The following is a 15,235-nucleotide window of genomic DNA, read 5'->3' on the forward strand; positions in this document are numbered from 1 at the left end:
AGAAGCTATTTTTGGAATTAAAAAACCGCTCTGTGGTGAGAGCGGTTTTAATTGAATTATCTGCGTCTTTGAATATTGGTCGGTCGTGTTGTACCTTCACCTCCATTCAGTTCTATTGTTTTGCTTTGTTGCAAGGTAATCACTTGTGTTGCAGAGCTACTTCCTCCTGTATTTGTTGCAATAATTTGAAGGTTTACATTCGCGTTACTAGTGGTCATAGAAACTGTAGCGTTAATTGTTAAAACTCCGTTATTCAATTCAGCTTGGTAGTTAGAATACAATTTTCCATTCATGTATACTTTGACCTGTGAAGCTTTCGTAATGTTCGTCACATTTGCTTGGAACAAAACTCTACCTTCTTTAGAAAGGATAGCTGGCGTTGCATCTGGATTTGTAATGGTTATTACGGGTTTTGCTTCTTGTGGTTTTTCCTTGTAATTCATTTCAAGGTTTAAAGTTGCGCTCCCACTTACATTAACCGCAGACACTACAATTTTATTGATTCCAGCTTTTAAGGTAGTATTGAAACTAATCATTTGTGAAGGAACGTGAAACTTGAAACGCGTATTCACACCATTTATTTTCACCTGAATATCTGAAGCCGCTGTTACATTAGAAGCTTTTACTTTAACCGTATGATTTGCTTGTTCCGTAGCAAATTTTGTAGTTTTTGGATAAACTAAAGTTAAGGTTGGTTTGGCAACTACGGGTTGTGGCATGTAGTTAAAACTGAATGATTTTTGGGCACTTCCACATTCATTCTTGGCCTTTACTATAATTAAGTTTTTACCAATTTTTAAGTTCTGTCTAAAACTAAAAGCACCATTGTTCGGAGAAAAGTTAAATGTTGTAGCTCTTCCATTGAAGATTACCTCTACATCTGCTCTATTTTTCACATCACTAATGTTACCTGAAATTGTAATCATATCATCAGCGATTGTTTTTTGTCTGTCATTTTGAGATGATCTCAAGTTTAATACAGGCTTTTCACAGTCTTCTCTTACTATAGAATAGTTTACATCTATACCTCCGCATTCATTGTTGGCCATTATTTTAATGGTATTATTCCCCATTTGTAAAGGATTAATAGCAATACGCAGTTGTTTGCTCGCAGGATCATAAGTAAAAGGATGGTTTTTACCATTCACCATAACTTTGATCATGTTTGAAGCTTTTACTCCATTTACTTGAGCTATGAAAGCTGTTGTACTATTCTTGGTTTTTATTGTACTTGCTTGTCTGCTTGTGATCGTTGGTTTATCACAAGGTTTTTGTGGCGCTTTGTAAGTGATAGTTACCGCTTCTTTGGTCTGACCACATTCGTTTGCAGCGATAATTTGAACGCTGTTACTTCCTTCCGTCAGGTAAATTTTAGTTTTCAAAACTCCATTAACAAAACTGAAGTTCTTTGGTTTTCCGTTTACTTTGAGTTGAATTTGATTTGCTGCTCCTACATGAGCAATGTTCATTTGTACATTGAAACTGTTTTGATCTGTTCTAATAGCTGTAGTTGCCGGAGCCACTAATCGAATTATAGGTTCATCACATTTCACCACTACTTTTCTGTAAACAATAGCAATGTCTTCTTCAGCACTTCCAGCTGAGTTGGTAGCAATGATTTTGTACATATTGTTACCAGGAACCAAACTATGGTTAAAGACTACTTCCTTGTTCGCTGTATTAAAGCTGTAAAGCGATTGGTTTACGGTTTGACCATTGTGTTTCAAAACAATTTGAGATTTTGTGTCAACATGTAATACTTTTGCTTTCAAGGCATAGTTAGGAGTGTTCACGGTAATATTACTACTCGGTTGTAAGTAATATACCTCTGGTAATTTTTGATCTTCTTCTGGTTGGTAATTGATGTTTACATTATCACTTGCTGTACCAGCCGCATTACTAGCAACAATTTGAACGGTGTATATACCTGCATTGTTAAAGTTGAGCGTGTATGTTAACTCTAAAGTATTGGCATTGTAAGTAAAATTGTTAATTCCATTTCCATTTATTACTAAGTCAATATCATTTTCATTATTGATGTTTTGTACCAGAGCGGTAATCTGATAATTACTCGTACCAACCGTTACATTAGTTGCAGGTTGCGTAATGTGAACCACCGGAGGAGTTGCTACTTGCTGTCTTTTGTAAATAATTGTTGTACTCTCACTATCCTGACCTGCATTGTTACTTGCTAAGATTTGGATGGTATTCGCACCTTCATTTAACCCAGCATTTACACTTACTTGATTGTTAGAAGCAACATAGCTAAAGTTTTGTGTAGCAATACCATTTATTTTTACGGTTATATCCTGACTACCATTAACGTGTTGAACCGTTGCCTGAACTAAGTAATTGTTGTTGTACACTGTAAGCGGACTCTGAACGGGATCTACAATATTTACAATAGGAGCAGCCTGAGTTACTGGTTTTCTGTAGATGATAGTTTGTGAATCATTATCAGAACCTGCGCTATTTGTTGCACTGATTGTAATGATGTTTGCCCCTTCAATTAAGTTAACATTGAAGTTCACTTGATGTGTGTTAGCGTTGTAAGTAAAGTTGTTGAAATTACTTCCATTCACACTAACATTTATAGCATTGGCACTGCTTACATTGTATACTGCAGCAGTAATATATTGTTGTTGCGTGTTTGTAGTAAATGGAGAATAGTTAGGTTGCGTAAACTCTACCGTTGGAGCTTGAACAGTTACTGGTTTTCTGTAAACAATAGTACATTGCTTGCTATCTGTTCCATCTCCATTTGTTGCACTAATTGTAACAATGTTATTCCCTTCCACCAAATTTACATTTGCTGTAAGTGTGTTGTTATTATTGTTGTAACTAAAGTTTTGTGTAGTACTTCCATTTACAGTCATAGTAATTTGGTTTGCACTACTAATGTTTAGAATGTTTGCAACAACGGTGTGGTTACTATTATTGGTAACATATGTTGGGTTCTGAGGATTTGTAATCGCAACTACCGGTGGGGTAGGAGCTGGTTCTCTATAGTTAATAAAAACAATGTCTTGGTCAGTACCAGCACTGTTGCTTCCAATTATTTCAAAAACGTTCTGACCTCCCATCAACACAACATTCGCTGTAAAAATACCGGTGTTAGCATTAAAACTAAAGTTCTGGTTTTGACTACCATTTACTTTAAAAATGATGTTGTTGATGTCGGTAACATTTAAAACATTAGCCACCAAGTTAAAGGTGTTGGCGTTGTGGGTGTACGGACTAATTGAAGGATTTGTAAACTGTACATCTGGTTGTTGAATACTCACTTCTCTTTTGTAGATCAAAAGTGTTTCATCGCTGGCGCTTCCATCTTCGTTTGTAGCTGCAATATGAACTGTATTGGTACCTGAGATTAAGTTTAAGTTGGCACTCAACACACCATTTTGAGTATTGAAATTAAAATTGTTCAATACTTGGTTATTGAAAGTAAAAGTAATGTTTTGCTTACTTGTAACATTCAACACATTCGCATTCAGGCTATACACGTTTTTATACACTGTATGTGGTGTATTATTAGGTCTTGTTATTTCTACAACGGGAGGAGTTTTAACTTCCCTTTCGTAGTTGATAATAATTGTTTCTTGGTCGGCACCTTCTTCATTTGTTCCTTGTAAGGTGAAAGTGTTTTGACCAGGAATTAATGTAACGTTTGCTGTAAATACATCTGTATTTGCATTGTAAGTAAATGTTCTGCTGTTTTGACCATTCTGACTAAACTGAACATTGTCTTTACCCGCTACATATTGAACCTTTGCTTTTAATGTATAGTTCGGGTTTGCAACTTTTGTAGGAGTACTAGAGGGTTGTGTAAAATCTACTATCGGTAAATACACTTTATTTACATCCTCCACCAATTCTTCAGGTTCAGGTTGTGGTTCCTCTTGTACATAATCATCTTCTTCTCTATGTCTGTCTTTAATGTACCATTTTAAATAGAGGTTTGAGTAGTGGTACAAATCATTGTAGTTATCAGCAAAACCAGATTCATCTACAACAGTTCCGTCGTAATAATCTGTTAGCGTAAAGGTTGTTCTGTGTTCGAAACCGAAAGAAATGCGCGGTGCAAAATAGTAACCTATCCCAAAACCTAAACTAGGTGTTGTTCTCCAAACAAAGTTGTTGTAAGTAAGTGTTCCGCTGTTTGCCTCTAAAGGAGTTCTGTAAACTCCCTCTAACTGTTCACCAGCAGCAAAATCGTAAGGCACTTGGTTGAAATCACCGTCATAGGTGTAAATATCACCATAACTTTGGTGCGCTGTAAAACCTATGGCTCCGAAAAGATAAGGATCCCATCCTGTACGTTCTCTAAGTCTATTAAAGTGAAGGGCCAATTCAATATCTCCGGCGTGTTGTTCACTTAAAAAGTTTTGTTGAAAGGCTCCTAAATTATTGTATACATTGTATACAGGGGCATTAGCAGAGATGTTAGTCGTTTGAAAATCATCCACTCCTTCCCAATAACCATAAAGGTATCTTACACCTAAATCGAAAGAAAGAAGTCTTCCTCTGTCCATGTTAAACGATTTCCCAAATACAAAACCTGATCCTAATCTAAGTTTAGTATTAACATCTGTAGTTTGCCAAGTAGCTCCAGCATTTAAGCCAAAGTACCATCTACTATTATAGTCGTAATCTACTTTTTGAGCAGCAGCTGTAAAGAGGGTTAAAATTGCGAGTAGTGTAAAAATTCTTTTCATATCCCTGGTGTTATTTGACAAGGTAAAATCAGTTACTATGCCAAGAAGTGTTAAAGATGTTAATTTTCACAAAACTAGTGACTAGAGGTTAGAAAATGTTATCGCTATTGGGATGTGTATAAAATGGAATCAAGATCGCTGTATTCACTGCAATGTCTCACTTTATTTTTCGTTTATAAACTGTAACTTAGTCGTAATGAAAATAATTAGCAGCATACTCTTTCTTTTTGGAAGCATTGGATTTTTAGGGGCTCAGCAGGCTTATGATGTCTGTGATCAGGCCTTGGAAATTTGTCCAAACTCACCCCTTAACGTTAACACCATAGGAGCGAGCTCTTGTACATCTTGTGCAGATGATGCAAGCTCTTGCTTTGTAACACAAAATTCTATTTGGTTGAAGTTTACGAGTGATGCAAATGGAGGTGATGCAAGTATAGATTTGAGCAATTTTAATTTTCAAAATGGTGCTGCTTTCCAAGCCGTATTGTTTGAAACAGCTAATGGTTGTGATGCGAATGGATTAACAGTGGTCAGCACATGTGAGTCGAACATAACAACTAACTTTACCTTAAACGCCTTTGGTTTAGGGGCCAATCAAAATTATTTGTTGTTGATTAATGGTAGTGGAGGTGCTGAAGGAAGTTTAGATGTAAATCTTTCAGGAACTGCAGTAGAACCTGATCCAGCTCAATTACAAATAACCTATGAGAATACTATTATTTGTGCAGGAGATGAGGTAAGTATCAATGCGTCAATAAGTGATTGTGATACCAATGAAGTGAATTGGTACATCAACGGAAACTTCATAGAAAGCAATACCCAAGGTGTTTTTACAACTTCCGATTTACAAGATGGCGACGTGGTAACTGCGGATATACATTGTTTTGCACCATGTGATCAAGTTTTTGCAAGCAATGCCATAGCGTTTACGGTAAATGGATATAGCGTTTATGCGGGAGTAGATAGAACCATAGAACTTGGTGAGGATACAAAATTGAATGCCAGTACAAATGCACCAACGTTTACTTGGTTTCCCACGATAGGTATGAAATATCCTGATAATATTCAACCTTTTGTAGAACCTAAACAAACGACAACTTATACCTTAACGGTAACAGATGGAAATTGCACGAGTAGTGATGAAGTAGTGGTTACTGTAGACTCACCACTCGATATAAAAAATACCTTTACGCCGAACAATGATGGGAATAATGACACTTGGGAAATTGAAGGGATAGAAAAATACCCAGATTGTAAGGTGGAAATTTTTAACCGTTGGGGACAAGTTGTATTTCAAAAAACGGGATACAATAAGGAAGAAGAATGGGATGGTATGCACAAGGGGCAGAACTTGCCTGCTGGGGTATACTATTATGTGATATATTTGACCCAAGAAGAAGATGAAAAACCCTTGAAAGGACACATCAACCTAATTAGATAATGAGATACATCTTTTATCTTTTCATATGTTTTAGTAGCTCTCTTTTGTTTGCACAACAATTGGGAAGCTTTAGTATGTGGTCAGAAAATTCTTTTGCGTATAACCCCTCTTTTGCAGGAATAACAAAGAAGTTTGAATTTAAGACAGGATATAAAGAACAGTGGGCTGGTTTTGATGGCGCACCCAATATTGGGTTGCTCACCTTCAATGCCCCTATGGTATTCAAAAGAGGGAATTACCTAAAACCCTATCATGGTGTAGGGCTCAATGTGCAACGTGACCAAGCCGGAGAGTTTACGCACATGATGGTAGGTTTGAACTATGCCTTTCACATCCCTTTAGACAGAACCCAAATGTTGAGTTTTGGAACCAGTTTGGGGCTTCAACAATTAGCTTTTGATCAAATTAATGCAACTACCGTAGATCCAGACCTTACGGTGGGGAGCAATGTTACCAATATCTACTTTCCACGCGTAACGCTAGGAGCACTTTACAACAACAATGACTTTTATTTAGGCTTGAGTGGAGAAGAGATTTTACGCAATAAATGGACGGCACCAGGAACTGAAAGTCGTTTCCGCATGCATTATTCGTTGCAAGGGGGATATAAGTTTGATAACAAATATGGATTTTGTTTTTTACCACGCGCCAAAATAGACTATGTAAGAGGAGCAAATCCGCAAGCCAGTTTAATGTTGATTTTTGATTATTTCGACAAGTTCGCTTTTGGCTTAGGATACAGAACTGAAGATGCTATAACGGGTATGCTACGTCTACGCATAAAAGAAATGTATACGATTGCTTATAGTTATGATTTCACAACGAGTTCATTGCAGAGTAATACCTTCGGAACCCACGAAATTATGTTCTCTTTTAAAGCGGGTAAACTCTACCACGAGTATGATAAAGGAGTTCCAGTATTTGATTAGTGATAATCTTCATAAAACAAAAAAGGAGTCACATCGCTGCAACTCCTTTTTCCTATAATAAAATAATTACTTATCTAATTTCTCCTCCGGCTTCGAAAGCTTTTTCTGGTGAAACAAAGCTCAATTCTCCGGCTTCATTTTCTGCCATCAAAATCATCCCTTGAGATTCAACACCTCTAATTTTACGCGGCGCTAAATTCATCAAAACACTTACTTTTTTACCCACAACTTCTTCTGCGTCATAGTGCTCTGCTATTCCAGAAACAACGGTTCTTTTATCAATACCAGTATCTACCAATAATTTCAATAGTTTATCAGCTTTTGGCACTTTTTCAGCTTCTAAAATAGTTCCGATTCTGATATCCATTTTCGTGAAATCATCAAAAGAAATGTTCTCTTTTTGTGGCGGTAAACTTGGGTTACTTTGTTGCGAAGCTTTTAAAATTTCTTGTTCTGCTTCTACTAAGCTATCTTCTATTTTTTGGAATAAAATACTAGGCTTGTTTGTTACGGATCCCTCTGGTAAAAGATCCATGCTACCTGCTTTGGTCCAATCCATTTTCTCCAAGTTCATGAAGCTTCTTAACTTATCAGCGGTGTCTGGTAAGAAAGGCTCAAATACGATGCTCAAGTTTGCTGTAATTTGCAAGGCAATATTCATGATTGTTTTTACACGCTCAGGATCCGTTTTTGCCAATTTCCAAGGCTCAGTATCTGCTAAATATTTGTTACCGATACGCGCCAAGTTCATGGCTTCTTGTTGGGCTTCTCTAATTTTGTATTTGTACAATAATTCAGCAATACGCGTAGGAATGTTTTCTACAGCTGCAATCACTTCTTTATCGTAAGCGTCTAATTCTCCTCTAACGGGAACTTCTCCTTTGTAGTATTTTTGGTTCAACACCAAAGCACGGTTCACAAAGTTACCCATTACATCGGCCAACTCATTGTTTACTCTTGCTTGGAATTCATTCCATGTAAACTCACTGTCTTTACTTTCAGGAGCAATAGCAGTAAGTGTATATTTCAATTCGTCAATCTTGTCTGGGTGTCTTTCCAAGTACTCGTGTAACCAAACGGCCCAGTTACGAGAAGTTGAAAATTTGTCTCCTTCTAAGTTCAAGAATTCAGAGGCTGGAACGTTATCTGGTAAAATCAATCCACCGTGTTCTTTCAATAAAATTGGGAAAATAATAGCGTGGAATACGATGTTATCTTTTCCGATGAAATGCACTAATTTTCTATCACCTGTCCAGTAATCTTTCCAGTTTTTACCATTGTCAGCCGCCCATTGTTTGGTCGCTGAAATGTAACCGATAGGAGCATCTAGCCAAACGTACAATACTTTTCCATCCGCTCCTTCAACAGGAACAGGAACTCCCCAGTCTAAATCTCTGGTCATTGCACGTGGCTTTAAACCACCATCTATCCAACTCATACACTGCCCAATAACTTGCTTACGCCATTCGCTTGGGTTGTGCTGTTGCTCTCCGTTTAATTTACCTTCTTTGATCCACTCCTTTAACCATTCTTCTGCTTGGTCCATCGGTAAAAACCAGTGAGATGTTTCTCTCAATACTGGAGTTTTTCCACTTAAAGTAGATTTTGGATCTATTAATTCTGTCGGACTCAAAGCCGAACCACATTTCTCACATTGGTCACCGTAAGCACCTTCGTTTTTACAGCTTGGACAAGTTCCGGTAATGTACCTATCGGCTAAGAATTGATTGTATTCTTCGTCGTAATATTGCTCACTTGTCTTTTGAATGAATTTTCCTTCATTATTCAGTTTCTTAAAGAAAGCTTGTGCCGTTTCTTTGTGAATTTCAGTTGATGTTCTGTGGAAAATGTCAAAATTAATATTGAAATCAGAGAATGACTTTGCGATAATACCGTTGTATTTATCTACAATTTCTTGGGGTGTGATCCCTTCTTTTTTTGCTCTTAACGTAATGGCAGCACCGTGTTCATCACTTCCACAAATGAAAGCCACATCATGACCATTTAAACGTAAGAACCTAGAAAAGATATCTCCTGGTAAATAAACACCCGCAACGTGACCTAAATGAAGGGGACCGTTTGCATACGGAAGGGCTGCGGTAATTGTATATTTTGCTTTGCTCATCATCCTAATTTTATGGCAGCAAAGATAATTGTTTTAATTGGATGAACAGGGGAGGACGAAGAAGAGTTTTTACCGGTCAGAATAGTAGTGAAATCAAGGGAAAAATGACGAATATAAATTTTGTAATCAAGCATGAGCTAGAAGTGAACTATCCCTCTATTTTTGTAAGAAAATAAAGTACATGAAAATTTATAACGAAGCCTATTTAACAAGCGTACAAGAGCGCCTGGATAAGCTAGATACAAATACGCAACCTTTATGGGGAAAAATGAACGCACCACAGATGTTGGCGCATTTGAACGCAACGTATACCAACAGTTTTTCTACAGAGCAAAAGAAGAAGGGTTTTTTGATGAATTTCATGTTAAAGAAGTTTGTTAAACCTTTGGTTGTGGGAGATAAACCTTACAAGAAAAACATACGTACTTCTCCGGCATTTTACATCGTTGATGAAAGAGAATTTGAAAAGGAAAAAACGGAGCTTTTGGCGAATATTGAAAAAGTAATTCAAGAAGGAGAAGCGAGTTTTGAAGGGAAAAAGAGTCCAAACTTTGGTCCGTTAACAGCTGCTGAATGGAATACTTTGTTTGACAAACATTTGCAACACCACTTTGAACAATTTGGAATATAAAGTCCTTAAATCTTAAATAAATAGCGGAGGAGACCGAAGAAAACTTTCAAATTCCTTTTCTTTGCAAAAAATTTTATCAGATGCTTAGATTAAAGTTACCTACAGATCCAAGATGGGCTAAACTTGTGGAAACGAACATACAAGAAGTGTTAACTGATCACGCTTGGTGTGAACAAAAAGCGGCGAGTAATGCAATTTCTATTGTTGTTCAAAACTCTGAGTACCCAGATTTGGTAACGGAAATGTTGAAGTTGGCGCAAGAAGAATTGGAGCACTTCGAAATGGTACACGAAAAAATCAAAGCGAGAGGATTTAAACTTGGTTTAGAGCGTAAAGACAGCTACGTAAATGAGTTGTACAAATTCATGATTAGCGGAGGTTCTAGAAATCAACGTTTGATTGACCGTTTACTTTTCTCAGCCATGATAGAAGCGAGAAGCTGTGAACGTTTTAAAGTTTTATCGGATAATATAGATGACGAGGAGTTGGCAGAATTCTATAGAGAATTGATGATTTCAGAAGCTGGACACTATACCTTATTCTTACGCTTGGCCAAAGAGTTAACCGAAGGAACAGACGTTGATCAACGTTGGAAAGAATGGTTAGAATACGAAGCGGATGTGATAAAAAATTACGGAAAAGAAGAAACAATTCACGGATAAGTGAACAATTGATTTGAAGTGTTGTTATCCTTGCATAATTTTGTAGCATGCGAGGAATAACAACACTTTTTTTATGTCTTATAATGGGCATCTTTGCCTTTGGTCAGGAAGGTATTTTAAGAGGTACAGTAACAGATGGTAAAACAGGTGAAGGACTTTTTGGAATAAAAGTGAAAATAGTAGGGGAGGACAAAGGTGCCGTAACCGATTTTGATGGAAAGTACGAAATCACTGGATTGCCCCCAAAAACCTATGCCTTAGAAGCGACAGGAACGGGGTATAAACCCGAGATAAAATATAACATTGTAGTTCGTTCTGGAGGTAACCCAGATGTTGATTTTGTATTGCAAGAAGAAGCAACAGACTTGGAAGGAGTTGAAATTGTTGCCAATCCATTTAAGAAGGATAAAGAAACTCCTCTATCTTCTAATAAATTGAGTCAAGAAGAAATTGCAACCTACCCTGGAGGTAATAACGATATTGCCAAAGTAGTACAATCTTTACCGGGGGTTTCAGGTTCTGTAGGTGGTTTTAGAAATGATGTCATCATACGTGGTGGAGCGCCGAATGAGAATGTGTATTACTTAGACGGAATTGAAATTCCAAACATCAACCACTTCTCTACGCAAGGTTCTGCAGGTGGACCTGTAGGTTTATTGAATGTCTCTTTTTTCGAAGGAGTAACGCTTTCAACTTCGTCTTTTGGCGCACAGTATGATAATGTGCTTTCTGGAGTACTGCAATTTGAACAACGTACAGGAAATGCTCGAGAAATGAAAACCAACTTCAGGCTAAGTAGTAGTGAGGCGGCATTGACGCTAGAAGGACCACTTTTCAAGAAAGATAAAGAAGAAGCCAAAACAACGTATATCGTATCTGCTAGAAGATCATACTTACAATTTTTGTTTCAAGCCCTAGACCTTCCATTTTTGCCAGATTACTGGGATTATCAGTACAAAATCAACCATAAAATCAACAAATACAACGAGTTGAACTTTACCGGTGTAGGATCTTTAGATGATTTTGCCATTAATGTACCCGATGAATTTGATGAGGAGCAGCAAGCCACATTGGAGCAAATTCCAGTCATTAAACAATGGTCAACAACCAGTGGTTTAAGTTGGAAAAAGCGTTTTAAAGATGTGAATGGGTATATGCTTACGGCTGTGAGTACCAATATATTGAACAACAACTTTAAGCGTTATCAAGACAACATCAACCTTACAGGTTTATACTTAAATAATGTATCGCAAGAGCAAGAAACCAAGGCTAGATATTACTACAAACGTTTCTACGAAAAGTGGGAGTTAGCTTTTGGTGGAGTAGTTCAAAATGCTGACTATTCGAATAATACAACCAATACGGTGAGCGGATTTAATTACGAAAACGCTATAAATTTTTGGAAATACGGTGCTTTCGTTCAGGCCTCTACTAAAGTGTTGAAAGATAAATTGAGTATTTCTGGAGGTTTGCGTTTTGATGGAAATGACTTTACTAATAATGGAAATGACATTTACAAAACCTTGAGTCCGAGAGCAGCATTCTCTTATCAATTGGATAAAAAACAACGCTGGAGTTTAAATGCCTCTATCGGACGTTACTTCAAATTACCGAGTTATACCATTTTAGGGTTTACCAACAACCAGGGTAATTTTGCCAACAGAGATGCTGATTACATTCAATCAGACCACCTGGTAGCAGGAGTAGAGTTCTTGTTGAATTCATCTACTAAGTTTACCGTAGAAGGGTTTTATAAAAAGTACAGTAACTATCCAGTTTCTTTAACAGATTCTGTGAGTTTGGCCAATTTAGGAGGAGACTTCTCTGTATTAGGAAACGAACCTGTAACCAGCATAGGATTGGGTAGAACTTACGGTATAGAGTTGTTGGCACAAAAGAAATTCACCAAGCACTTTTATGGAGTAGCTTCGGTTACTTTCTACAAGAGTGAATTCACAAGTTTTGACGAAGACGTGTATTTACCATCGGCGTGGGATAACAAAGTATTGATCAGTTTAACAGGAGGGTATAAATTTGGAAACAACTGGGAGATTAGTGCCAGAACGCGTTTCTTAGGAAAAACACCTTATGCTCCTGTAGATGTAGAAGCAAGTGAACAAACTTACCCTGCATTGGTGAAAGATTACAACCGATTAGGAGAAGAGTTTTTGGCTTCCTTCAACCAAACAGACATACGTATCGATAAGAAATGGAATTTTGAAAAATGGACTTTAGACATCTACTTTGAAGTACAAAATGTATTTGGACAAGCAACGCCATCAGAGCCTTCATACGGATTAGTACAAGATGAAAACGGAGTACCGGTTCAACCTATTGAGTTAAAACAATTTCCTTCTGTAGCCACAGGAACTATACTTCCATCCTTAGGAATTGTTGTAGATTTCTAATCCAATAGAATAGACTATCTTTGTACCAAATAAAAGGGACGGCATCTGTTCGTCCCTTTCAAGTATATATATGACATTCGAATCATTAGGATTAAAAAGTGAATTGTTAGAAGCAGTTCAAGCAAAAGGGTACACGCAGCCTTCACCCATACAAGAAAAGGCAATTCCAGAGATATTAAAAGGGAGAGACATATTAGCCTCAGCCCAAACAGGAACCGGGAAAACGGCAGGATTTACCTTGCCATTATTACATAAATTAAGCGAACAAAAGGTAGACGGAAAAAGAGCCATTCGCGCACTTATTCTTACACCAACGAGAGAATTAGCCAGTCAAGTTTACGATTCTGTAAGAGACTATGGCGCTAATTTAAATTTAAAATCTACCGTAATCTTTGGGGGAGTTAATCAGAACCCACAAGTACGTACCCTTAAACAAGGTGTAGATATTTTGGTAGCAACTCCAGGTAGGTTATTAGACCTCCACAACCAAAAACATATCAAACTTAACAAAGTTGAAGTATTGGTGCTCGATGAGGCCGATCGTATGTTAGACATGGGGTTCTTGCGCGATATAGAGCGCATCATGAAGCTTATGCCGAAGCAACGTCAAAATTTGATGTTTTCTGCAACCTTTAGCAAGGAGATTAAGAAATTAGCAGGAGGGATTTTAAACAATGCGGCGCAAGTAGAAGCTGCTCCAGAAAATACAACAGCTGAACGTGTAGACCAATTGGCCTATAGGGTGGATAAAGCAGAAAAAACAGCCTTGTTAATCAAAATCATTTTTGATGCAGAAATGGAGCAAGTTTTGATTTTTACACGTACAAAATACGGAGCCAATCGTTTATGTCAGAAACTCGATAAAAGAGGAATAAAGGCATCTGCTATACATGGTAACAAGAGTCAAAACCAAAGAACGGCAGCGCTAAAAGATTTTAAAGCAGGTAAAATAAAAGCTCTGGTAGCTACAGATATTGCCGCTAGAGGATTGGATATTCCATTGTTACCGCACGTAATTAATTATGAGTTACCAAATGTTCCAGAAGACTACGTTCACCGTATTGGTAGAACAGGTAGAGCAGGAGCTGCAGGCTTGGCGATTTCTTTGGTAGGAGCTGACGAGTTAGGATACTTAAAGGATATAGAGAAGTTGTTGAAAACACAAATTCCATCTAAAATCGAAGAAGGTTTTGAACCGCAAGATGAACCTACTCCAAAAGCGAAGAATAGTAAGCAAAAACCCAATCGCAATAAAAAGCGTAAGCCAGACCCAAATTCTAAAAAGCAAAGAAGAAAGCAAGTACTCGGTCAGAAAAAATAGAACGACAGTCTTTGTCGCCAAATAATACTAAAGAAGGATATAAACCCAAAGCGTTTGTATCCTCTTTTTTTACCCCTACTTTTGTGCCCGTATGAAAAAAGGAACAATATTTTACTTCTACGACGCCCTTTGTGGATGGTGTTACGGTTTTTCACCGGTAATGATGGAAGTGTATGAGAAATACAAAGACGAATACGATTTCCAGGTAATTTCTGGAGGTATGATGACAGGAGAGAGAGCTGGACCCATTGGAGAAGTAGCACCTTTTATTAAAGACGGTTACAAACAAGTAGAAGAGCGTTCAGGCGTAAAATTCAGCGAAGCCTTTTTAAAAGACATTTTAGAAGAAGGAAGTACAGAATTCACTTCTATTCCAACGGCAGTTGCATTGAGTGTATTTAAACAACACAAGCCCCAAGAGCAAGTAGCCTTTGCTTCACGTTTGCAAAAGGCAATCTACTTTGATGCTATTCAACCTATGGATACGGAGGCTTACGGTAAAATGGCCGAAGAATTTGGATTAAACGGTGAGGAATTCATCGCGCAAATGCAAGACAAGAAGATTGTTGAGCAAAGCTTCGAAGAATTTAGTGTTTGTCAGCAAATAGGTGTAAACGGTTTCCCAACGTTAGCTGTAGACAAAGGAGAAGGAAAACTCTACGCCATCGCCAGAGGTTATGTGCCTTTAGAAATGGTAGAAGAGAACTTGAAGAATTTGTAAAAGTTTTGAAATATAGAATTACTGAAGGGCCCGAAAGGGCCTTTTTTGTGCTTTAATCAATAGGTTTAAACTAGGTTCCCGAGCGGAGTCGAGGGACAAATTTAATATGGGGCTTTAAACAGGCTATCCGCTATAGTCCTTTGTTGCTTTTGTTTTGCGCTATAGCCTAAACCAAGCTTCTAAAGTCGCTTATTATAGGCCAAGCTCCAATACAAAAGCACCGTCAGGCGCTGCCGCTGCTATCCCTAAGCCAAATCAGTTTGGAGAGTGGGTAGGGAGTAT

The 15,235-nt window shown here is 37.6% G+C and carries 9 protein-coding genes; 7 read left to right on the forward strand and 2 right to left on the reverse strand.

Annotated features, from left to right (window positions below):
• Window positions 1-56: 56 nt before the first annotated feature.
• Complete coding sequence (locus AC22ZQ_RS00410; protein ID WP_318956595.1) at window positions 57-4,715, reverse strand: autotransporter outer membrane beta-barrel domain-containing protein; 4,659 nt, start codon at window positions 4,713-4,715, stop codon at window positions 57-59.
• A 196-nt stretch (window positions 4,716-4,911) separates the two neighbouring features.
• On the opposite strand from AC22ZQ_RS00410, the gene AC22ZQ_RS00415 reads away from it, so the two are divergent.
• Window positions 4,912-6,156: a T9SS type B sorting domain-containing protein gene (locus AC22ZQ_RS00415; RefSeq protein WP_318956596.1), complete on the forward strand. Its 1,245-nt coding sequence runs from the start codon at window positions 4,912-4,914 to the stop codon at window positions 6,154-6,156.
• Window positions 6,156-7,085 (forward strand): PorP/SprF family type IX secretion system membrane protein, encoded by a 930-nt coding sequence (locus AC22ZQ_RS00420; protein WP_318956597.1) that lies wholly within the window; start codon window positions 6,156-6,158, stop codon window positions 7,083-7,085. The genes AC22ZQ_RS00415 and AC22ZQ_RS00420 overlap by 1 nt, the downstream gene beginning before the upstream one ends.
• A 70-nt stretch (window positions 7,086-7,155) precedes the next feature.
• Here AC22ZQ_RS00420 and metG read toward each other — a convergent pair whose 3' ends face one another.
• Complete coding sequence (metG, locus tag AC22ZQ_RS00425; RefSeq protein ID WP_318956598.1) at window positions 7,156-9,210, reverse strand: methionine--tRNA ligase; 2,055 nt, start codon at window positions 9,208-9,210, stop codon at window positions 7,156-7,158.
• 181 nt (window positions 9,211-9,391) lie between these two features.
• On the opposite strand from metG, the gene AC22ZQ_RS00430 reads away from it, so the two are divergent.
• From AC22ZQ_RS00430 to AC22ZQ_RS00450, 5 genes are all read left to right on the forward strand, one after another.
• The gene (locus tag AC22ZQ_RS00430; protein WP_318956599.1) at window positions 9,392-9,841 is read left to right on the forward strand and encodes a DUF1569 domain-containing protein; all 450 of its coding nucleotides are present in this window, start codon (window positions 9,392-9,394) and stop codon (window positions 9,839-9,841) included.
• Window positions 9,842-9,921: 80 nt separating this feature from the next.
• Window positions 9,922-10,503: a MiaE family protein gene (locus AC22ZQ_RS00435; protein WP_318956600.1), complete on the forward strand. Its 582-nt coding sequence runs from the start codon at window positions 9,922-9,924 to the stop codon at window positions 10,501-10,503.
• 83 nt (window positions 10,504-10,586) lie between these two features.
• Window positions 10,587-12,911, forward strand: coding sequence for a TonB-dependent receptor (locus AC22ZQ_RS00440; protein WP_318956601.1), 2,325 nt, complete (start codon window positions 10,587-10,589; stop codon window positions 12,909-12,911).
• A 70-nt stretch (window positions 12,912-12,981) separates the two neighbouring features.
• Window positions 12,982-14,232 (forward strand): DEAD/DEAH box helicase, encoded by a 1,251-nt coding sequence (locus AC22ZQ_RS00445; protein WP_318956602.1) that lies wholly within the window; start codon window positions 12,982-12,984, stop codon window positions 14,230-14,232.
• A 91-nt stretch (window positions 14,233-14,323) separates the two neighbouring features.
• On the forward strand, window positions 14,324-14,953 hold the full coding sequence (locus AC22ZQ_RS00450; protein WP_318956603.1) for a DsbA family protein: 630 nt from the start codon (window positions 14,324-14,326) through the stop codon (window positions 14,951-14,953).
• Window positions 14,954-15,235 lie beyond the last annotated feature (282 nt).

This window comes from Lishizhenia sp. (assembly GCF_057456495.1).

Bases quoted from the DNA above. Each gene is read 5' to 3' on its own strand.
- AC22ZQ_RS00410 (WP_318956595.1), bottom strand. From the start codon at position 4,715: ATGAAAAGAATTTTTACACTACTCGCAATTTTAACCCTCTTTACAGCT.
- AC22ZQ_RS00415 (WP_318956596.1), top strand. From the start codon at position 4,912: ATGAAAATAATTAGCAGCATACTCTTTCTTTTTGGAAGCATTGGATTT.
- AC22ZQ_RS00420 (WP_318956597.1), top strand. From the start codon at position 6,156: ATGAGATACATCTTTTATCTTTTCATATGTTTTAGTAGCTCTCTTTTG.
- metG (WP_318956598.1), bottom strand. From the start codon at position 9,210: ATGAGCAAAGCAAAATATACAATTACCGCAGCCCTTCCGTATGCAAAC.
- AC22ZQ_RS00430 (WP_318956599.1), top strand. From the start codon at position 9,392: ATGAAAATTTATAACGAAGCCTATTTAACAAGCGTACAAGAGCGCCTG.
- AC22ZQ_RS00435 (WP_318956600.1), top strand. From the start codon at position 9,922: ATGCTTAGATTAAAGTTACCTACAGATCCAAGATGGGCTAAACTTGTG.
- AC22ZQ_RS00440 (WP_318956601.1), top strand. From the start codon at position 10,587: ATGGGCATCTTTGCCTTTGGTCAGGAAGGTATTTTAAGAGGTACAGTA.
- AC22ZQ_RS00445 (WP_318956602.1), top strand. From the start codon at position 12,982: ATGACATTCGAATCATTAGGATTAAAAAGTGAATTGTTAGAAGCAGTT.
- AC22ZQ_RS00450 (WP_318956603.1), top strand. From the start codon at position 14,324: ATGAAAAAAGGAACAATATTTTACTTCTACGACGCCCTTTGTGGATGG.